This is a genomic window from Saccharopolyspora taberi (assembly GCF_039534165.1).
Taxonomy (GTDB): Bacteria; Actinomycetota; Actinomycetes; order Mycobacteriales; family Pseudonocardiaceae; genus Saccharopolyspora_D; species Saccharopolyspora_D taberi.
The window spans coordinates 216,283-235,333 of record NZ_BAAAUX010000003.1 but is presented as its reverse complement, the minus strand read 5'-3'; the positions used below and the strand labels follow the sequence as shown (position 1 = coordinate 235,333).

The following is a 19,051-nucleotide window of genomic DNA, read 5'->3' as shown; positions in this document are numbered from 1 at the left end:
CAGTCCCGTCTGTCCGGACGCAGCGGCTCAACGGCGACGCAGACTCGCGTCGGCCAGCGAGGGTGACTGCCACCCGGCGTCCTCCTTGTTCAGCGTGGTGCCGGGCGGGACGATCTCGTCGATGCGGTCGAGCACGTCCTGGCTCAGCGTCACTTCGGCGGCGGGCAGCTGGCTTTCGAGGTGTTCCAGCGTGCGCGGTCCGATCACCGCCGACGTGACCGCGGGATGGCGCAGGACGAAGGCGAGTGCCAGTTCGATGAGCGAGATCCCCGCTTCTTCCGCCAGCACGGCCAGTTCCTCGGCCGCGTCGAGCTTGCGCTGGTTGGCGTCCAGCTCCAGGTCGTAGCGGCCGGGCAGGCGGTCGAAGCGGCGGCTGGTCTCGATGGGCGCGTTCCTGCGGTAGCGGCCGGTCAGCCAGCCGCCCGCGAGCGGGCTCCAGGTGATGACGCCCATGCCGTGCTTCGCGGTCACGTCGAGGACGTCGGCCTCGATCCCGCGCACCAGCACCGAATACGGCGGCTGTTCGCAGACGAACCGCTGCGAGCCCGTCCGCTGCGCGGCCCACTGCGCCTCCACGATCTGGTGCGCCGGGAACGTCGAGCTGCCGATGTAGCGGATCTTGCCCGCCCGCACCAGGTCGGTGAGCGCGCCCAGCGTCTCCTCGATGTCAGTGGCCGGGTCCGGGCGGTGGATCTGGTAGAGGTCGATCCAGTCCGTGCCGAGCCTGCGCAGGCTGTCGTCCACGGCCCGGGTGATCCAGCGCCGGGAGTTCCCCCGCTGGTTCGGGTCGTCGCCCATCGGCAGGCTTCCCTTCGTGGCCAGCACGATCCGGTCGCGCAGCCCCGGCGCCGCCAGCGCCCTGCCGACGATCTCCTCCGACTCCCCGGCGGAGTAGACGTCGGCGGTGTCGACGAAGTTGATGCCCGCGTCCAGCGCGCGCTCGATGATCCGGGCCGAGACCGCCTCGTCCGACCCCCAGGAGCCGAACATCATGGCCCCCAGGCACAACGGGCTGACCTGCACTCCGGTCCGCCCCAGTCGTCGGTAACGCATTCCTGTTCCTCCCAGTGGTTCCCGGCTCCCGGCGCACCGGGAGCCGGGGACGGATCAACCCGATCTGACCACGAGGCAGCCTACGTTGCCGTCGAGGCCGAGGGAGGTGATCAAGGCGACCCGACCGGCGGCGCCGTCCGCCCGCCAGCGCGCGAGCACCGCCGCCAGCTGAAGCGAAGCCGTCGCGCTGAACACCTCCCCCACGACGGAGCGCACCCGGACCCGCGGGACCGGAAACGCCTGCGCGACAACACGTTCCTCCAGAACGCCCAGCCCTCGCAACCCATCCGCGCCGGTGGCCACGAGCTCGACCTCGTCGGCGCCGACACCGCTGCGGGCCAACGCCCGCTCGATGCAGTCCGCGAGTCCGTCGCGGATCCTCCCCGGTGCCAACGGAGGCGGGACGAACCGGACTTCGCAGGCCAGCAATTCCGCCAGCACCGGCCGGGAAGCCGATTCAGCGGTCCTCCGCGACTCCAAGGCGAAGAACGCGCAAGCCTCACCCACTGGCATGCCGGGATCCAGCACGCCGGACTTCCGCCACGCCCAGGCGGTTTGCGCGCACAGCTCCTCGACACCGCCGACGACGAGGCGTTCGGCCTGCCCCTGGTCAACCGCGTTGCGCGCGTACCGGATCGCGTGCAGACCGCCGACGTGGCCGCCCGCGACCGTGGCGTTGACCCCGCGCATGCCGTAGCGGATCGCGATCTGGCCCGCGCAGCTGTTCATCACGGTGTTCGGGAACGCCCGCGGATCCACCAGGTGCGGTTTGTCCCAGATCCAGGTGTCCCGCGCGAACTCGCTGATGCTGCGGACACTTCCGAGTCCGGTCGTGACGACCACGCCCACGTCGCGCTGATCGCCGCCGTAGGGCTCGATCGCCGTCCGGCACGCCACGAGCCCCAGACCGGTGGTGCGGTCGAGGTTGCGGGTGCCCTTCCTGCCGAGCTGGTCAGCGATCCGGAAGTCCGGGACCGCCCACACCGGCTCGGGCAGCGGTTCCTCGGTCGCCACCGACGTCGTGTCCGCGCTGGCCGCGGCCCGGCCGTCGAGGGCGTCCGCCAGCACCTCCAATCCCGCGCCTGCCGGGGACAGCACCCCGCATCCCGTGACCGCGAGTCCGCGGACCATCACGCCACCCTCCCGAAAACCGTGATCGCGTTGTTGCCGCCGAACGCGAAACCGTGGTTCTGGACGAACCGCAACTCCGCGGGGCGAGCCCGGTTCGGCACGCAGTCCATGCCGTCCCCGAACGCCGGATCCACCTTCCGGTGGTTGGCGGTCGGGGGCAGGAAGCCCTGTTCGATCGCCTTGCACGCCACCAGCGCCCCGAACCCGGAGGCGGCGCCCATCGTGTGCCCGAGCATCGACTTGATCGAGCTCATCGGCGGGAGCCGGTCCCCGAACACCGCGCGCACCGCGTTCACCTCGGTGATGTCGTTGGTCGGCGTGCCCGTTCCGTGCGCGCAGATGTAGTCGATCTGCTCCGGCTCGACGCCCGCGTTGCGGTGCGCCCGCCGGATGCACTCGGCGATGCTCTCCGGGTCCGGCTGGACCATGTGGTGGGCATCGCAGTTCAGCCCGTACCCGAGCACTTCGGCGTAGATCCGGGCACCTCTGGCGACCGCCTGCTCCAGCGGTTCCAGGAGCAGCGCGACCCCGCCTTCTGCGGTGAGGATGCCCGAGCGGTCGGCGTCGAACGGGCGGCAGACGTCCTCGGCGAGCGCGCCGAGCTGGTGGAAACCGGCGTGGTTGTACCGGTTCACCGAGTCGGCGCCGCCGCAGATCATCAGGTCCGCGTCGCCGGAGCGCACCAGATCGGCCGCGTAGCCGAGCGCGTAGTTGCTGGCCGCGCACGCGGTCGCGAGGGTCTGCGTGCTGCCGGTGAGCCGCAGCTCCGCGCTGACCGCGGTGGCGATCTGGCCCGCCGGGGCCCGCGCGGCGAGCCGCGCGTCGATCTCCGAGATCCCGTTGCGCACCCACTGCTCGGTGAGATGGTCGATGATCTTCGACTCGCCGCTCGTGGTGCCCATGATGGCGCCCGCGGTCAGCGCGGAGAGCTGGTCCGGGTCGATCGCGCTGTCGCCGACCGCGAGCCGTGCGGCGCTGGCCGCGAAAAGGCTGCTGCGGCCCCACTTCCGGTGGTCCAGGCGGTGCAGGATCCGCTCCGGTTCGAAGCCGGCCACCTCGCCCGCGTTCACCTGGGGGAACCCGGTGGTGTCGAACCCGGTGATCGGGCCGGTGCCGGACTCGCCCGCCCGGATCGCCGCGGTCACCGCGTCGACCCCGACGCCCAGGCTGCTGACCGCGCCCAGCCCGGTCACCACCACCCGACGGCGGTCAGTCATGGCCCGCGGCTCCGCTCCTGGCGCGGGCGAACAGCTCGGTGACGCCGCGCAGCGTCACCACCTCCCCGAGCTGCTCCTTCGACAGCGAGCACCCCAGTTCGCGCTCGATCCGGGCGAGCACCTGGATGATCGCCAGCGAGTCCGCCTCGTACTCGGACACGAAGTCGGCGTCCGCGTCCAGCTCCTCCGGGCCGAGATCCAGTTCGAACTCCTCGACGAGAATCGTCCTGATCACCGAATCGGCGTGACCATCCAACGGGGAATTTCCGGTTGCAGCCATCAGCGCCTTCCAAAGAATCGAAACCCAACTCGCACGTTCATCACGACCAGCCCGCGAACCGGGCCGGGAACATTGCGAGGTGCAGATCGCGACATTCACGTTAGGCATCCCGAACGCGCTGCTCAACCGGCATCCACGGGACTTTTATGGAAGATCGACGTGCATTCTTCGCTCCTCAGTAGGATCGAAATCCGGTCGGACAAACGAACTTGATGGAGAAGACATGACGCGGTATGCCAGTCCAGGGCAGCCCGGCAGCGCGGTTTCCTTCGCCCAGCGCTACGACCACTTCATCGGCGGCGAATACGTGAAGCCGGTCAAAGGGGAGTACTTCGACAACATCACCCCGGTCACCGGCGAACGGTTCACCGAGATCGCCAGGGGCACCCACGAGGACGTGGAACGCGCGCTCGACGCCGCCGAGGCCGCGGCACCGGCCTGGGGCCGCACGTCTCCCGCCGAGCGCGCCGCGATCCTCAACGGGATCGCCGACCGGATGGAGGCCGAGCTGACCCGGCTCGCGGTGGCCGAGACCTGGGACAACGGCAAGCCCATCCGGGAACCGGTCATCGCCGACATCCCGCTGGCCATCGACCAGTTCCGGTACTTCGCGGCGGCGATCCGCACCCAGGAAGGCACCATCTCCCAGCTCGACGACAACACCGCCGCGTACCACTTCAACGAACCGCTCGGCGTGGTCGCCCAGATCGTGCCGTGGAACGTGCCGCTGTTCCTGACCTCGTGGAAGCTCGCTCCCGCGCTGGCCGCGGGCAACGCGGTGGTGCTCAAGCCCGCCGAGCAGACGCCCGCGTCGATCCACGTGTGGCTCGACCTGGTCGCCGACCTGCTGCCGCCCGGCGTGCTCAACGTGGTCAACGGATTCGGCCCGGAGGCGGGCAAACCGCTGGCTTCGAGCAAGCGGATCCGCAAGGTCTCGTTCACCGGCGGCACCGAGACCGGCCGGGACATCCTGAGCTACACCAGCGCGAACATCGTGCCCACGACGCTGGAACTGGGCGGCAAGAACCCGAACATCTTCTTCGCCGACGTCGCCGCCGAGAAGGACGCCTTCTACGACAAGGCGTTGGAAGGCTTCACGATGTTCACGCTCGTCGAGGGCGAGGCGTGCCAGTGCCCGTCCCGGGCGCTGATCCAGTCGAGCATCTACGACCAGTTCCTCGGCGACGCGAAGCAGCGCACGGAGTCGGTCAAGCTGGGGCACCCGCTAGACGACGAGACCATGGTCGGCGCGCTGGTGAGCGAGGAGCAGTACCGGAAGGTGCTGTCCTACATCGAGCAGGGCAAGAAGGAGGGCGCGAAGACCCTGGCGGGCGGCGGGGCGGCCGACCTCGGCGGCGAGCTCTCCGGGGGTTTCTACGTCACCCCGACGCTGTTCGAGGGCGACCACTCGATGTCGATCTTCCAGCAGGAGCTGTTCGGCCCGATCGTGTGCGCCACGTCGTTCAGCGACTTCGACGACGCGATCCGGCTGGCGAACAGCACCGAGTACGCCCTGGGCGCGGGTGTGTGGACCCGGGACGCCGGCACCGCGTACCGCGCGGGGCGGGCGATCCAGGCGGGGACGGTCTTCACCAACTGCTACCACCAGTACACGGCGCACTCCGCGATCGGCGGCTACGGCCAGTCCGGGATGGGCCGGGAGAACCACAAGATGGCGCTCAACGACTACCAGCAGACCAAGAACCTGCTCGTCAGCTACTCCCCCGACGCGCTCGGCTTCTTCTGACACCCCGGCCGCGACCGCCCCGCCCGGTGGTCGCGGCCCACGGGATTTCCCGCACTCCCAAGCAAAACTCCGAAGGGACCCCAAACAATGGCCGCAGAACAGCTGGAGGCGTGGGACATCGTGTCCGGGGTCGGCCTGACCGCCCTCATCGTCGCCGCCGGGCGGGCGATCGACAGCAACCGGGCGGACGCGCTGATCGACGATCCGCTCGCGGCGCACTTCCTCGAAGCCGCCGACGCGCCCGTGCCGATGCCGACCGATCTCGGCACCGCCGAGCGCGACGGCGCGGAGAGCCTGGCGATCTGGACCCACATGTCCAACCACCTCGGAGTCCGCACCCGGTTCTTCGACGACTGCTTCCTCCGGGCCCGCGCGGAAGGCGCGGAGCAGGCCGTCGTCGTCGCCTCGGGGCTGGACACCCGGGCCTTCCGGCTGGACCTGCCCGCAGGCTTCGGCTTCTTCGAGATCGACCAGCCGAAGGTGCTGGCGTTCAAGGAGGAAGTCCTGCGCGGCAACGGCGCGGCACCGCGCTGCGACTGGCGCGCGGTGGCCACCGACCTCCGCACCAGCTGGTCCGGCGAACTCGTGCGGAGCGGTTTCGACCCGGCCAAACCCACCGTCTGGGTCGTGGAGGGCCTGCTGATGTACCTGACCGAGGACGCGGAGAAGCAGCTCCTCGACGTGATCCGCGAGCTGTCCGCGCCGGGCAGCCGGCTGGTGTGCGAGCACCTGCGGGACATCCCGTCGCTGGCCCGCGACCCCGAATTCGCCCGTGTTCCGGCGTACTTCCACGTCGAACTCCCGGAACTGCTGCTCGGGGAGTCCGAACGCCCCCGCCCGGAGGACCGGATCGCCGCCTGGGGCTGGGAGGTCAGCACCAGGACTTCCGCCGAGATGGCCGGTCGTTACCGCCGTAAGTTCGACCCGATCTCGCAGGCGCTGTGCTCGCGGACCCACTTCATCACCGCCCGCTCAAGCTGATCCGTGCGCGAGCAGGCCACCACGCGGATCGTGGTGGCCTGCTCGCGTTCCTGGATTCACCAGCCGATTCTGCCTTCGTCGTTGAAGAATCCGCCGGTCGGCCCGTCCGGACCGAGGGTCGCGAAGCGGAGGACGACCTCCGCGCCCTGTTCAGGGGTCCGGGTTCCGGTGAAGTCGTTGATGGCCGTGGCGCAGCGCCCCGGGCAGACCGAATTGATCTTCATCGGGGTGTCCGCGAACTCACGGGCGTAGTGCACGGTCAGCATGTTCAGCGCGGACTTCGACGAGTGGTACGCGAGCAGCGAGTGCCACGGGTTGTCCGGCGCGCTGGCGAGCGCGAGCGAACCGAGCTGGCTGGACACGTTGACCACCCTCGCCGCTTCCGCGCGGGACAGCAGCGGAAGCATCGCGTGCGTCGTCGCCACCACGCCCACCACGTTGGTCTCGTAGACCTGGCGCATGTCCTCGGCGGTGACCTCGCTCGGCACGTTCGACCCGACGTTGACGCCCGCGTTGTTCACGAGCACGTCCAGGACGCCGAACTCCGCCTCGATCCACTCCGCCGCAGCCGCGATCGTCGACTCCCGAGTCACATCCAGGTGCACCGGGATCACCCTGCCGTCCGCGCCGAGTTCGGCGGCTACCCGCTCCCCGCGCTCCCGGTTCCGGTATCCGAGCAGGGTGGTCATGCCGCGAGCGGCCAGTTCTCTTGCGACCACCCGGCCGATCCCCGCGGTGGCCCCGGTGATCAGGGCGACTGGGGGCCGTCCGGCTTCGGTGTTGGCTTCAGACACCGGCGAACTCCTTCCTCGGGCCGCGCACGCGCGCGGGCGACCGGTTCGCACCGAGAGTCGGGCAGCGGGAAATGGAAGGCAAGGCGGTTTTATCCGCTTTCCAGCACCGTTCGATCCGCCTGCCCGGTGCGGCAGGTGCGCTAACCTTCGGGAATGCAGCAGAACACCGATTCCGCGGAACGGCGCGACATCGCCGGTCCGGAGGCCGCGGCCCCGGTCCTGTCCCGCGTGGATCTCGGGGAAATTCCCTACGACTACGCCGTCAAGGCCATGCAGGAATGGGTTCAGCAGCGACGCGACGGCACCGCCGGGGACCGGCTTTTCCTGCTCTCCCACCCACCGGTGATCACCTACGGACGGCACACCGACCCCGGCGACCTGCCCGCGGTGACCTCCTCCACGCCGACCGTCGAGGTCGACCGCGGCGGGTTCGCGACCTACCACGGCCCCGGCCAGCTGGTCGGCTACCTGGTGCTCAACACCCGCGCCCGCGGGCCGGTCGACATCGTGCGCTGGCTGGAGAACGGGCTCATCACCGCGCTGGACTCGCTGGGTTTCCGCGCGCTGCGCCGGGACACCCCGTCCGGCGCCACCAGCCTCGTCGGCGTGTGGACCCCGGACGAGCGCAAGATCGCCTCGATCGGGATGCGGATCCGGGGCGGCATCACCAGCCACGGCTTCGCGCTCAACATCGACCCCGACATGACCGCGTTCCAGCAGTTCACCGCCTGCGCGCTGCAGGACGTGTCGATGACCTCGCTGCGCGAGCTCGCCGACGAGCAGGGCATCCCGACGCCCGGCGAGGCCGAGGTGCGCGACGCCGTCTCCGCCGCGCTCGGCGCGGTCTGACCGAATTCACCTCAACCGCCCGGTTCCACGCCGAACCGGGCGGTTTTTCGCGTTGTCCGCGGGAATTCCCCCTTGAACGCGCTTTTTAGCGCGCTTCCAACGTTCTTTGATCAGTTCCGGTACGCGACTTCCAACTGCCGCCGACGACGAATCCCTACGATCAAAACCAGCATTCAGCAGTGCTCGACGAGCGCCCTTTTTCGCCAGTACGGAGGATTACGTTGGCCGACAATGCCGAAAGAACAGTTCTCACACCGGCACGGCGCGCCGTCCTGACCGCGGTGGTGGACACCTTCGTCCCCGCCGTCACCGGGGTCGACGACGACCCGCACGGATTCTTCGCGCGCAGCGGTTCGCAGGCGGGAGCGGACGCGGCCGTCGAGCAGGTCCTGGCCACCGCCCCCGCCGAGCTGGTCGAAGACGTCGTCGCGCTGCTCGACCGGCTCGCGGATCTTGGCTCGAAACCGCTGGAGGAGCGGGAGGCCGTGCTTGGCTCGGTGGCCCGGAGCGGGGACCGGGAGGCCGCGACGATCAACGCGCTCCGCTCCAACAGCATGCTGCTCGCCTACGGCAGGACCGACGCCGAAGGCCGGAACCCGTTCTGGCCCGCCATCGGTTACCCCGGCCCCACCAGCGAGCCCGCCGCCGCGCGCAAGACGCTCAACGTCGCCGAACCTCCCGAGCGAAGCACCGCTGACGTCGTGGTCGTCGGCTCGGGTTCCGGCGGTGGCGTGGTCGCGGGCGAGCTGGCCTCGGCCGGGAGGAAGGTGGTCGTCCTCGAAGGCGGCGGCTACTTCGCGGAGGACGACTTCACCCACGACGAGCTGTGGTCCTACCGCAACCTGTTCCTGCACGGCGGACCTTTTCCCACCGCTGACGGGAATCTCGTGCTGGCGGCGGGTGGTTCGGTCGGCGGCGGGTCGACCGTGAACTGGTCCAACTGCGTGCGGCCGCCTGCGCCGGTGCGCGCCCGGTGGGCCGAGGAGTTCGGGCTGACCGGGCTGGACGGCCCGGAGTTCGACGAGCACCTGGACGCGGTGGCCGGGCGCATCGGCATCAACAGCGACGCCGCCGTGCTGAACTCCCCGCACCAGCGGATGTTCGCGGGCGCGGAGGCGCTCGGCTACAGCCACCGCCGCGCGATGCTCAACGTGGACGCGCGCACGCAGGACCTCGCCACCATCGGCTACAGCGGCTTCGGCGACCGCAGCGGTGCCAAGCGCGGCACGCTCAAGACCTACCTCCAAGACGCGTCCGACGCCGGAGCCACCATCTTCCCCAACACCAGGGCGGAAAAGGTGCTGCTGTCCGGCGGGCGCGCGTCGGGCGTACGCGCGGTGCACACCGATCCGGACACCGGCCGCCGGCGGATCATCGAGGTGCACGCCGAGCAGGTCGTCCTCGCCGCCGGTGCGCTGGAAACCCCGCGCGTGCTGCTGAACTCCGGCATCGGCGGTGCCGCCGTCGGCCAGCACCTCCAGGCCCACCCCGTCTGCGTGATCAGCGGGATCTACCCGGAGCCGATGGATCCGTGGTGGGGCCCGGCGCAGTCGGGGATCGTCGACGAGTTCTCCCGGCGCGAGCAGGGGCACGGCTTCCTGATCGAGGGCTCGCACCACTACATGGGGCTGCTGACCACCACCATCCCGTGGAGCTCCGGCCGCGAGGTCAAGGAGCTGGTGCTGAAGTCGCGCCACCGGGCCGACTTCGCCTGCCTCGTGCAGGCGCGCGGTTCCGGCAGCGTGACGCTGGGCCCGGACGGCGAAAGCGTCCAGCGCTACCCCTTCGACGACGAGCTGGACCGCAGGAACCTCCGCGACGCCATCGAGGCCTCGATCCGGATGCACCATGCCGCGGGCGCCGAGCGGATCTTCGTGGGCGGGCAGTCCACCCCGCCGTGGCGGCGCGGCGAGGACATCGAGGAGTACCTGGCCGAGATCCGGAAGTGCCGCATCGGGCACCTGGGCCTGGTCGGGTTCACCGCGCACGTGATGAGCACGGCCCGGCTGGGGCTCGATCCGGCGACGAGCGTCGCCGGGCCCGACGGCGAGGTCCACGGCACCCCCGGGGTGTGGATCGGGGACGCCAGCGCGTTCCCGACCGCCATCGGCGTCAATCCGATGTGGACGATCATGGCGCTGGCCCGCCGGACCGCGCACCGGATGCTCGGCCGGGAACGGGATGCCCGATGAGCGCGCCTGCGGTCTGGACCGACTTCGGCGGCGTGCTCACCCCGCCCATCCGCACCACTCTCGAACAGTTCTGCCGCCGGATCGGCGTCGGTCCCGGCGAGATGCTGGCCGCGATGCGCGAGGTCGGGAGGCAGTTCGGCACCGACACCATGGCTCCGCTCGACACCCCGCTGGTCACCGAGCGGGAGTGGTGCCGGCTGGTCGAGACCGCGCTGCTGGACGCGACGGGCCGGCCGGTCGACCTGTCCGGCTTCACCGCCGAGTGGTTCCGCGACCGCGAGAGCAACGAGCCGTGGGCGGCGGAACTGCGGCGGATCCGGGAAACCGGGGTCCTGGTCGGGATGCTGTCCAACATGCCGCCGGGCTGGGACGAGCACTGGCGCCGGATGGTCCCGCCGGAGGACCTGTTCGACGAGGTCGTGCTGTCCTTCCAGGTCGGCCACCGCAAACCCGAGCGGGCCATGTTCGACCTCGCCGCCGAGCGCGCGGGCGTCGAGCCCGGGCGCTGCCTGCTCGTCGACGACCTCCCGGAGAACTGCGCCGCGGCAGTCGAGGCCGGCTGGGCGGCGATCCACTTCTCCGACACCGAATCCGCCATCGCCGAGCTGCGCGGCTGGCTCGGCGGGCAAGACCGATAAGCACGGCGAAACAGGGAGCAACCATGGGGTTGGACAACAAGGAATTCCCCGACGTCATCCGCGGTACCGACCGGGCCCTGCACCCCGAGGGCGTCGCCTGGGACCCGTCCCGGTCGGCGTTCCTCGTCGGCTCGCTGCGGTACGGGACGGTGTCGGTGGTGACCCCGGACGGGGCCACCAGCACCCTCGTCAAGCACGAGAACCTGATCGCCACCGGCGGAATCCGCGCCGACGTGGAGCGCAACCGGCTGCTGGTCACCTACGACGACGTCTACGCGGGTCCCGGCGGGCTGCTCAGCGCCGGCTCGACCCCCGAGACGGCAGGCAGGCACGCCGGCCTGGGCATCTTCGAGCTGGACTCCGGCAAGCTCGTCCAGCTGGTCGACCTCGGCTGGCATTCCGGCCTGCACCTCGCCAACGACCTCGCGCTGGACGCCGACGGCAACGCCTACGTCACCGACTCGTTCGCGCCCACCCTGTTCCGCGTCGACCCGGCGGGCAACGCGTCGGTCTTCCTGGAGGACGACGCGTTCGACGCGCCGACCACCGACGGGCTGCCGGAGGTGGGGCTCAACGGCATCGCCTACCACCCCGACGGCTACCTGCTCACCGTTCGCTACGACACCGGCGAACTGCTCCGCGTTCCGCTCGACGGCACGCCGCGCGCCACCAAGGTCGACCTGGACACCCCGGTGATCGGCGCGGACGGGATCGCCCTGCGCCCGGACGGCGATCTCGTGGTGGCCACCAACACCATCCGGTCGGCAGGCTACGACGGCGCTTTCCTGCTGCGCAGCGAGGACGGCTGGAAGTCGGCGACCGCGGTGCGCGACGAGCGGTGGCCGGACGCGAGCCCGACGACGATCGCGGTCACCCCGCACGGCGACTACATCCTCAGCAGCAGCCTGCAGGTGCTGTTCTGGTCGGGCGGCCAGGAAACGTCGGACGGCTTCGTGCTGCGCAGGCACTGACGGAAAAGATCGGATTCGGCGGAAAGGAGAAGTTCATGACCGACGACGAGGTGCTGGACATCGCGATCCAGATGGGCCGCATTTTCAACGACGGGGACGAAGAAGTCGCGCGGCGGCTGGTGGCGCCGGACTTCGTGGACCACGAGGCGTCCCCGGACCACCCGGGCGGGCCGGAGGGTTATGCGGCTACCGCGCGGTGGATGCGCGGTGTCTGGGAGGACGCCACCTGGTCGATCGTGGATTCCTTCGCAAAAGGGGACAAAGCGATGCTGCGGGTGATCTTCACCGGCAGGCAGGTGCAGGACTTCATGGGCGTGCCGGCCACCGGCAAGCGGGTCGAGGTGCAGCACCTGCACCTGTACCGGGTGGCCGACGGCCAGGTCGCCGAGCACTGGGCGGTGCGCGACGACCTGGGGCTGATGCGCCAACTCGGAGCATGGCCCGCGCGTCCGTAGCGACGCATCCGACTGCTCCGAAAACGCGCCGGGGCGGGCATTCGCCGTCCCGGCGCGTTTCGGCGGCGCCTCCAACGTTTTCCTGATGCGCGCCGCCGGTTTTCTTGCCGCAGCAGGCGATTCTGAACTGATCCAGCCGAATTCGCCCGCGTGGGTTTGCACACACCGGCTCCGATGCGGCCGTGCGCGCACCCGCGCCCGGGTCGCGGTCGACGGATTCCGCCACGCACACCCGACCACGCGGTCCAACCTGGCATTTTCCATTTTCAACACCCGCACCCGGTCAAACGCCAAGTCCACACCGAACTCGAAGTTACCGACCAGTTATACGCACGAGACCGTCCTTAATAGACGTTTCCACCAGCTCAAAGGCCCAGATCCCTTCGGGGAACAGTTGACGAACACTGGTGGACGCCGGTAGTTTCACCTACCGCATGAAAATCCGCTGCCCTGGGCCGGTCGGCGCATCCTGCGCGCCTTCCGGCCCGGTCTTGCAACGACTATGGGGGTTGAACATGTGCAGGTTCGGAGTGCTTGGCGAGCTTTTGCTTCCACCATCCGTTCAACCACGTTCCGGACCGAAAGTGCGGACAATATTCGCGGTACTCCTGTTGCATGCGAACCAGCCATTGGGAATAAATGACCTGATCGACGAATTGTGGGAAGAATCCCCGCCGGAGACCGCGACCGCGACGATCCGCACGCACATCTACCACCTGAGGCAGCTGTTCCGCGACTGCCCGGCCGCGGACGGCAGTTCCCCGGTGGTGACCGGGCAGCGCGGGTACCAGCTGCAGTGGCCGGAGGACGACATCGACGCCACCCGCTTCACGCGGCTGGTCAAGACCGGCGAGAAGCTGCTGGAGAACGGCGAGCCCGCCAAGGCCGCGTCCGCGCTCGCGGACGGGCTGGCGTTGTGGCGCGGGCGCGCGCTGTCCGGTGTCCAGTGCGGCCCGCTGCTGCGCAAGCACGCCGTGCACCTCGAAGAAGCCCGCAACCACGCGCTGGAGCTGCGGATCGAGGCGGATCTCCAGCTCGGCCAGCACCGCAGGCTGCTGCCGGAGCTGAAGGGCCTGGTCGCGGCCAACCCGTTGAACGAGTGGTTCCACGCCCGCTACATCGAGGCGCTGCACCGGTGCGGGCGCCGCAGCGACGCCCTGCGCGCCCTGGCAGCGCTGCGCAAGCTGCTGCGCGAGGAACTCGGGCTCGACCCGTCGCTGGAGATCCAGCGGCTGCAACTGCAGATCCTGTCCGGGCGCGACGTGCCCACGCGGCCCGCGCCCGCGCTCTGAGGTTTTCCGGCCACCACCGCCGGGGCCGTCGCGGAAGGCGACCGCCCCGATGCCGGAATTCCGGAAAGATCCACCGCCATCACCGCACCATACCGCGTGCGCATTCCGCGCGGGAAATTCCCGGAACAACCCCGATGCCGCTTTGACATCGCTTTGAGGACCGCGCCAGGAGATTTTGCACTCCCGATGGGAGGGTGAATCCCGCGTTTGCCACATCGCGACCAGAACCGGAGATGGCCAGCACAATGTCCCCAGACATCATCACCGAACAGGACCGAGAACTGCGAGTGGACCGCACGGTCGAACGCCGACTGGTGCACCGCTCGGCAATCGCCGAGGTATTCCTCACCGACAGCCGGACCACCGGCGCGGGCCGGTACACCACCGCAGCCCAGCTCCCGCTGTTCCACGCGCACTTCAGCGACTTCACGGCATCGGCGAGCGCGTTCGACCCGCTGCTCCTGCTCGAATGCTGCCGGCAGGCCGGAACGCACGGCGCGCACGCGCACCTCGGCGTTCCGCTCGACACGGTTTTCCTCGTGCGCGAAGCCGACATCGCCATCAGCGACACGGCGTCGCTGCTCGTCGGCGCCGACCCGGGAGTGCTGCACCTGGACACCTCGGTCGCGCAGCAGCGGACGCGGGCGGGCAAGCTCCGCGGGCTGGAGTTCGACTTCGACCTGAGCATCGACGGCCGCCACACCGGCGCCGGGCGCTTCGCGGTCGACTGCGTCGACGCCGAGACCTACCGCGGGCTGCGCCACGCCCAGCGCGGCCAGCATCCGCCCACCAGCAAGCAGATGCCGCTCGCCCGCCCGGACACCGTGGCCGAACCGCACCTGGTCGCACGGCGCAATCCGGACAACGTCGTCATCGCCGACGCAGGCAGGCGCGAGGGGCGGTACACCGCGCGGCTGGCGCCGAGCTTCGGCAACAGGAGCCTCTACGACCACGCCTACGACCACCACCCCGGCATGGTGCTGGCCGAGGCGGCGCGCCAGATCTCCTTGCTCACCAAGGAAGATCCCACCGCCCACCTGATCACCGGCCTGAGCGCGCGGTTCGCCCGGTTCGCCGAGCTGGACGCACCCGTGGCGCTGACCGCCACACCGTCCACAACGGACATTCCACAGCGGATCGCGGTCGTCGCCGAGCAGGACGACGCGCGGATCGCCGGGATCGACGTCGAGCTGCGCCGCGCGCCCAAGGAGGTCTCGCGATGACGCGCTCGGCTCTGGTCACCGGCGGAAACCGGGGAATCGGCCTCGCCGTGGCGCGCTCGCTCGCCGGGGCCGGGCACCGGGTCGCGGTGACCTACCGGACCGGCCCCGCTCCGTCCGGATTCCTCGCGGTGCGGTGCGACGTCACCGATCCCGACGCCGTCGACGCGGCCTTCCGGGCGGCGGAGGCCGAGCACGGCCCGCCGGAGATCGTCGTCAGCAACGCGGGAATCACCCGCGACTCGCTGCTGCTGGGCATGTCGGACGCGGACCTGCACGCCGTGCTGGACGCGAACCTCGTCGGCGCCGCACGGGTGGCGCGGCGGGCCACGAGCGGAATGCTCCGGAAGCGCTGGGGACGCCTGGTCTTCCTGTCCTCGATCATGGGCTTCTCCGGCTCGCCCGGCCAGACGAACTACGCCGCCAGCAAGGCGGGGCTGGTGGGGCTGGCCCGTTCCCTGGCCTGGGAGCTCGGCGCGCGGGGCATCACCTCGAACGTCGTGCTGCCCGGCCTGATCGACACCGACATGATCACCGAGCTGGACCCGCGACGGCGGGACGAACTCGTCGGCCGGACCGCTCTCGGACGCGTCGGCACGCCGGAGGAGGTCGCCGCCGCGGTCGGCTTCCTCACCGCACCGGAGGCCGGGTTCGTCACCGGCGCCGTGGTTCCGGTGACGGGCGGCCTGGGCATGGGGCAGTGACCCGGCCCGAACCGTCCGGCGCGCCCGACGGGTCCCCGCCCCGAAACCGACCACGTACCACCACGAAGGGAAGCTCCACATGGCCACTTCTGCCGGACAGCAGAACACCGGCTGGGACATAGTCACGGGAGTGGGCATCACCGCTCTGGTCGTCGCTGCCGCCCGGGCCATCGAGTCCGGTCGCCCGGACGCTCTGATCGACGACCCCCTGGCGGTCCACTTCGCCGGCACCGCGCCCGCGCACGTCGCGATGCCCACGACGCTCGCCGAGGCCGCGCGCGGCGGCGCGGAGTCGCTGGCGGTGTGGGACCACCAGGCCAGCCAGCTGGGCGTGCGCACGCGCCGCTTCGACCGGTTCCTCCAGCAGGCGGGCGAGGACGGCGTGACGCAGGCGGTGATCCTGGCGGCGGGGCTGGACGTCCGGGCGCACCGCCTGGACTGGCCATCGGGGTTCCGGCTCTTCGAGATCGACCAGCCGCGGGTCCTCGCCTTCAAGGACCAGGTCCTCGCGCAGCACGGGGCGCATCCGCGCTGCACCCGGCACCCGGTGGCGGCCGACCTGCGCGCGGACTGGCCGGTTCCGCTGGTCGAGGCGGGGTTCGATCCCGCGCTGCCGACGGTCTGGCTCGCGGAGGGCCTGCTGGGCTATCTGTCCCGCGAGGCCGAGGAGCAGCTGATCGACAACGTCCACGAGCTGTCCGCGCCGGGGAGCCGGATCGCGCTCGAACACCTCCGCGGAATTCCCCAGCTGACGCTGGAATCCGAGTTCCGCCGGGTGTCGCTGTTCTTCGACGTCGACCTGCACGAGCTGATGCACGACGAGGACGACCGGCGCGACCCGGACATCACCTTCGCCGCCCACGGCTGGCAGGTGTCCGAGGAGCACCCCGAGCGGGTGGCCGAGCAGTACGGGCGGAAGCTGGATCCGATCTCGAAGGCCATGGCCCACCACAACCGGTTCGTCTTCGCGGCGCTGGGCTGACGGCGGGCGGGTGCCGACCGGCGCGGGGTCGGCACCTCAGGCCGACTTCGTCGGTTCCTCTTCCTCCTCCAGCCTGCGGACCGTGGACGTCCAGATGGACACGCACCCCTGCGCCGCCTGGGAAACGGCAGGCCGGGCGTACTCCGGCACGGCGCGCAGGATCGAGGCCCATTCGTCGTAGTCCATGACGTGCAGGCTGAGCAGCCGCAGCAGGAGCCTGCCGTGCTCGGTGTAGCGCATCGCCGGATCCGACTGGAGGGTGCGCACCGCCCGCCGCCAGTTCTCCGGGTTCTGCTCGTCCCCGGACGAATCCTGCCTGCCCTCCGGGCGCGCACCCGAGGGCGTCGGGCCCTCGTTGCGCGAGAGCCGCCGCCGCACGTCCCGGACCGTTTCCGGGGAAACGCCCGCGGCGCGCGCCACCTGGCGCAGCGACTGGTCGGGGTTGGCCAGAATCAGCTCGGCGGCGCGCTGCCGCCCGGCCGAGGCGTTGAGCGGTCGCACCCTCCCGTCCTGCCCCACCCGGCTCGCCGCCGAACCGTCCTTGTTCTCGCGCAGCGAGCCGACGGTCTTCGGGCTGATCCCGGCGACCCTGGCGATGCGGCGGTTCGACCAGTCCGGGTGCATGGAAATGATCCGCACGCAGGCGGATTTGCGGTCGGTGAGCGAAAGCGGGAGGCCGTGCGAGACGTTCGCCCGCACCGCGAGGACGAACGCCTCCGATTCGCTGCCTTCGAACAACTGCGCCTTGATCGTCTCGTGGCCGCGCAGCCGGGCCGCCCGCACCCGGTGCAGGCCGTCGATCAGGTGCAGCGTCGAGGAGTGCACGAGGACGGGCGGGAGCGAGTCGAATATCTCCGCCAGCAGCCGGACGTGTTCCGGGTTCTCGCCCGCGGCCCGCACCGAACCGTTCTCCCGGATCAGTTCGAGCGGGATGGAAATCGTTTCAGCGTTTAATGCGAACTCCATCGTCGATGTTTCCCCCGTTGATTCTGGACAGAAAGACCCGGAAACCGCGCAATCCTCGCAGGTAACCCCCTTTCCGGTGATCACGATACAGTCACGCACACCCTGTTGCAACAGTCATCGGGAGCCCTCAAACGCCGGACCCGCGGGCGGTTAAAAGGTCAAGCCCGTCAACCGTGTCCAAGTATCGCCAGGCACCGGTTGGACAACGCATCCCCTACTCCGATCGGCGCAGCACGAGAAGCCGTCCAGTCGTAGTGCTCGACACCCTTTCCGACCGCGCTGTAGAAGTACGGGCCAATCAGACCGGTCCACTTGACCCGGCGATCACATTTCGGCCTTGGTCAAGATCTTCCGAACCGCACCGGCCGACTGGATTCACATGACGAGGAATGAATGCGCGCTCTATTTCTGCCCTTTACCGGCGTGGGACAGGCTTTCCCGGTGGTGCCGCTCGCCTGGGCGTTCCGGACCACGGGCCACGAGGTCCTGGTGGCGACCACCGGCGACGGCCTGGCCGTCAGCGAGGCGGGGCTGCCGGTCGTCGACCTCGCACCCGGTCGCGACTCGCTCTCCTTCTACGTCGAGGCCGCCCAGCGCAGGCCCGACCTGGCGGCGTTGCGGCGCCCGGGCGGGGAGGTGCGCGGGCTGGACGAGTCCGCGGACCTCTACGCCGAGGTCACCAGCACCGTCGTCGACCAGACCGCGGAGCTCGCGCACGAGTGGGCGCCGGACCTGGTCGTCGCACCGCCGACGAACGCCGCCGCGCTCGTCGCCGCCTCGGCGGTGGGCGTGCCCGCGGTGTCCGTCGGCGTCGGGCTCGGGCGGACCAGCGGGCTGGCGGAGCTGATGCACGCCCGGCTGGTGCCGAGCTTCGACAAGCACGCGTCCGGCGAGCTGCCCGCGCTGCTGAACCTGGACGTCGCGCCGCCGAGCATGCTCGACGGCCCGCCGGACGGCCGCTCGATGCGGTACGTGCCGTACAACGGCGGTTGCGTCCTGCCCGACTGGCTGCGCCGGCCCCCGGTCCAGGACCGCCCGCGCGTCGCGGTAACGCTGGGGACGGTTTCGGTCAAGACCGGCGGGCTGGACTCGGTCCGCGTGCTGCTCGACGCCTTCCGGGACGTCGACGCCGAGTTCGTGCTGGCCCTCGGCGAGGTCGACCCGGACGGCCTCGGCGACCTGCCCGCGAACGTCCGCAGCTCCGGCTGGCTGCCGCTGTCCGAGCTGCTGCCCACCTGCACGGCGCTGATCCACCACGGCGGCGGCGGAACCGCCATGTCCGCGCTGGCCGCCGGTGTCACGCACCTGGTCCTGCCGGACGGCGTGGACCGCGGCGACAACGCCCGGGCCCTGCACGACCGGGGCGTGGCGGTCTCGACCGAGCTCGCGCGGGTCGACCGGCAGCTGGTCGAGCACGTGGTGCGCGACGCCGGGCTGCGGACCGCCGCGGCGGAAGTCCGCGCGGAAATCGACGCGATGCCGCCGCCCGCGGCAATCGTCCCGGAGCTGGCGGAACTCGGCGCCGGGCGTATTCACGAGTAGCCGGCACCGGGGATTAAGTCTCCGGAAAGGAAGAGTT

At 70.3% G+C, this 19,051-nt stretch carries 18 protein-coding genes; 12 read left to right on the top strand and 6 right to left on the bottom strand.

Annotated elements, in window-relative coordinates; genetic code table 11:
• Positions 1-27: 27 nt before the first annotated feature.
• From ABD691_RS03845 to ABD691_RS03830, 4 genes are read right to left on the bottom strand one after another with little or no spacing between them, the layout of a single operon-like run.
• The gene (locus tag ABD691_RS03845) at positions 28-1,053 is read right to left on the bottom strand and encodes an aldo/keto reductase (RefSeq protein WP_344677952.1); all 1,026 of its coding nucleotides are present in this window, start codon (positions 1,051-1,053) and stop codon (positions 28-30) included.
• Positions 1,054-1,107: 54 nt separating this feature from the next.
• On the bottom strand, positions 1,108-2,184 hold the full coding sequence (locus tag ABD691_RS03840; RefSeq protein WP_344677951.1) for a beta-ketoacyl synthase N-terminal-like domain-containing protein: 1,077 nt from the start codon (positions 2,182-2,184) through the stop codon (positions 1,108-1,110).
• On the bottom strand, positions 2,184-3,401 hold the full coding sequence (locus tag ABD691_RS03835; protein ID WP_344677950.1) for a beta-ketoacyl-[acyl-carrier-protein] synthase family protein: 1,218 nt from the start codon (positions 3,399-3,401) through the stop codon (positions 2,184-2,186). The genes ABD691_RS03840 and ABD691_RS03835 overlap by 1 nt, the downstream gene beginning before the upstream one ends.
• A complete protein-coding gene (locus ABD691_RS03830; RefSeq protein ID WP_344677949.1) occupies positions 3,394-3,636 on the bottom strand; it encodes an acyl carrier protein in 243 nt (80 codons plus the stop codon). The genes ABD691_RS03835 and ABD691_RS03830 overlap by 8 nt, the downstream gene beginning before the upstream one ends.
• 268 nt (positions 3,637-3,904) lie before the next feature.
• Between ABD691_RS03830 and ABD691_RS03825 the strand changes: the two genes are divergently transcribed.
• Together ABD691_RS03825 and ABD691_RS03820 are read left to right on the top strand one after the other, a co-directional pair.
• Positions 3,905-5,428: an aldehyde dehydrogenase family protein gene (locus ABD691_RS03825; RefSeq protein WP_344677948.1), complete on the top strand. Its 1,524-nt coding sequence runs from the start codon at positions 3,905-3,907 to the stop codon at positions 5,426-5,428.
• Between the two features lie 87 nt (positions 5,429-5,515).
• Positions 5,516-6,409, top strand: coding sequence for an SAM-dependent methyltransferase (locus ABD691_RS03820; RefSeq protein WP_344677947.1), 894 nt, complete (start codon positions 5,516-5,518; stop codon positions 6,407-6,409).
• 56 nt (positions 6,410-6,465) lie between these two features.
• Here the strand turns inward: ABD691_RS03820 and ABD691_RS03815 are convergent, their stop codons facing one another.
• Positions 6,466-7,203 carry an SDR family NAD(P)-dependent oxidoreductase gene (locus tag ABD691_RS03815; RefSeq protein ID WP_344677946.1) on the bottom strand — a complete coding sequence of 246 codons (738 nt, stop codon included), beginning with the start codon at positions 7,201-7,203 and terminating at the stop codon, positions 6,466-6,468.
• Positions 7,204-7,356: 153 nt separating this feature from the next.
• Here ABD691_RS03815 and lipB point away from each other — a divergent pair, with 153 nt between their 5' ends.
• The 9 genes from lipB (at position 7,357) to ABD691_RS03770 (ending at position 16,506) form a co-directional block, all read left to right on the top strand.
• Positions 7,357-8,052, top strand: coding sequence for a lipoyl(octanoyl) transferase LipB (lipB, locus tag ABD691_RS03810; RefSeq protein ID WP_344677945.1), 696 nt, complete (start codon positions 7,357-7,359; stop codon positions 8,050-8,052).
• Positions 8,053-8,273: 221 nt separating this feature from the next.
• Positions 8,274-10,244: a GMC family oxidoreductase N-terminal domain-containing protein gene (locus ABD691_RS03805; protein ID WP_344677944.1), complete on the top strand. Its 1,971-nt coding sequence runs from the start codon at positions 8,274-8,276 to the stop codon at positions 10,242-10,244.
• Positions 10,241-10,882 (top strand): HAD-IA family hydrolase, encoded by a 642-nt coding sequence (locus ABD691_RS03800; protein ID WP_344677943.1) that lies wholly within the window; start codon positions 10,241-10,243, stop codon positions 10,880-10,882. The genes ABD691_RS03805 and ABD691_RS03800 overlap by 4 nt, the downstream gene beginning before the upstream one ends.
• Positions 10,883-10,905: 23 nt before the next feature.
• Entirely contained in the window at positions 10,906-11,853 is a 948-nt protein-coding gene (locus tag ABD691_RS03795) for a hypothetical protein (RefSeq protein ID WP_344677942.1), read from the top strand.
• A gap of 35 nt (positions 11,854-11,888) precedes the next feature.
• Positions 11,889-12,308, top strand: a complete 420-nt coding sequence (locus tag ABD691_RS03790; protein ID WP_344677941.1) for an ester cyclase — start codon at positions 11,889-11,891, stop codon at positions 12,306-12,308.
• A gap of 434 nt (positions 12,309-12,742) precedes the next feature.
• On the top strand, positions 12,743-13,600 hold the full coding sequence (locus ABD691_RS03785) for an AfsR/SARP family transcriptional regulator (RefSeq protein ID WP_344678024.1): 858 nt from the start codon (positions 12,743-12,745) through the stop codon (positions 13,598-13,600).
• A 245-nt stretch (positions 13,601-13,845) separates the two neighbouring features.
• Complete coding sequence (locus ABD691_RS03780; RefSeq protein ID WP_344677940.1) at positions 13,846-14,823, top strand: ScbA/BarX family gamma-butyrolactone biosynthesis protein; 978 nt, start codon at positions 13,846-13,848, stop codon at positions 14,821-14,823.
• Positions 14,820-15,524, top strand: a complete 705-nt coding sequence (gene fabG, locus ABD691_RS03775; protein ID WP_344677939.1) for a 3-oxoacyl-ACP reductase FabG — start codon at positions 14,820-14,822, stop codon at positions 15,522-15,524. The genes ABD691_RS03780 and fabG overlap by 4 nt, the downstream gene beginning before the upstream one ends.
• 79 nt (positions 15,525-15,603) lie before the next feature.
• On the top strand, positions 15,604-16,506 hold the full coding sequence (locus tag ABD691_RS03770; protein WP_344677938.1) for an SAM-dependent methyltransferase: 903 nt from the start codon (positions 15,604-15,606) through the stop codon (positions 16,504-16,506).
• Between the two features lie 36 nt (positions 16,507-16,542).
• Here the strand turns inward: ABD691_RS03770 and ABD691_RS03765 are convergent, their stop codons facing one another.
• A complete protein-coding gene (locus tag ABD691_RS03765) occupies positions 16,543-17,472 on the bottom strand; it encodes a ParB/RepB/Spo0J family partition protein (protein ID WP_344677937.1) in 930 nt (309 codons plus the stop codon).
• A gap of 423 nt (positions 17,473-17,895) precedes the next feature.
• Here ABD691_RS03765 and ABD691_RS03760 point away from each other — a divergent pair, with 423 nt between their 5' ends.
• The gene (locus ABD691_RS03760) at positions 17,896-19,014 is read left to right on the top strand and encodes a nucleotide disphospho-sugar-binding domain-containing protein (RefSeq protein ID WP_344677936.1); all 1,119 of its coding nucleotides are present in this window, start codon (positions 17,896-17,898) and stop codon (positions 19,012-19,014) included.
• Positions 19,015-19,051: the final 37 nt, after the last annotated feature.

Excerpts from the sequence above, each read along its gene's own strand:
- ABD691_RS03845 (WP_344677952.1), bottom strand. The coding sequence starts at position 1,053 with ATGCGTTACCGACGACTGGGGCGGACCGGAGTGCAGGTCAGCCCGTTG.
- ABD691_RS03840 (WP_344677951.1), bottom strand. The coding sequence starts at position 2,184 with ATGGTCCGCGGACTCGCGGTCACGGGATGCGGGGTGCTGTCCCCGGCA.
- ABD691_RS03835 (WP_344677950.1), bottom strand. The coding sequence starts at position 3,401 with ATGACTGACCGCCGTCGGGTGGTGGTGACCGGGCTGGGCGCGGTCAGC.
- ABD691_RS03825 (WP_344677948.1), top strand. The coding sequence starts at position 3,905 with ATGACGCGGTATGCCAGTCCAGGGCAGCCCGGCAGCGCGGTTTCCTTC.
- ABD691_RS03820 (WP_344677947.1), top strand. The coding sequence starts at position 5,516 with ATGGCCGCAGAACAGCTGGAGGCGTGGGACATCGTGTCCGGGGTCGGC.
- lipB (WP_344677945.1), top strand. The coding sequence starts at position 7,357 with ATGCAGCAGAACACCGATTCCGCGGAACGGCGCGACATCGCCGGTCCG.
- ABD691_RS03800 (WP_344677943.1), top strand. The coding sequence starts at position 10,241 with ATGAGCGCGCCTGCGGTCTGGACCGACTTCGGCGGCGTGCTCACCCCG.
- ABD691_RS03795 (WP_344677942.1), top strand. The coding sequence starts at position 10,906 with ATGGGGTTGGACAACAAGGAATTCCCCGACGTCATCCGCGGTACCGAC.
- ABD691_RS03790 (WP_344677941.1), top strand. The coding sequence starts at position 11,889 with ATGACCGACGACGAGGTGCTGGACATCGCGATCCAGATGGGCCGCATT.
- ABD691_RS03785 (WP_344678024.1), top strand. The coding sequence starts at position 12,743 with ATGAAAATCCGCTGCCCTGGGCCGGTCGGCGCATCCTGCGCGCCTTCC.
- ABD691_RS03780 (WP_344677940.1), top strand. The coding sequence starts at position 13,846 with ATGTCCCCAGACATCATCACCGAACAGGACCGAGAACTGCGAGTGGAC.
- fabG (WP_344677939.1), top strand. The coding sequence starts at position 14,820 with ATGACGCGCTCGGCTCTGGTCACCGGCGGAAACCGGGGAATCGGCCTC.
- ABD691_RS03770 (WP_344677938.1), top strand. The coding sequence starts at position 15,604 with ATGGCCACTTCTGCCGGACAGCAGAACACCGGCTGGGACATAGTCACG.
- ABD691_RS03765 (WP_344677937.1), bottom strand. The coding sequence starts at position 17,472 with ATGGAGTTCGCATTAAACGCTGAAACGATTTCCATCCCGCTCGAACTG.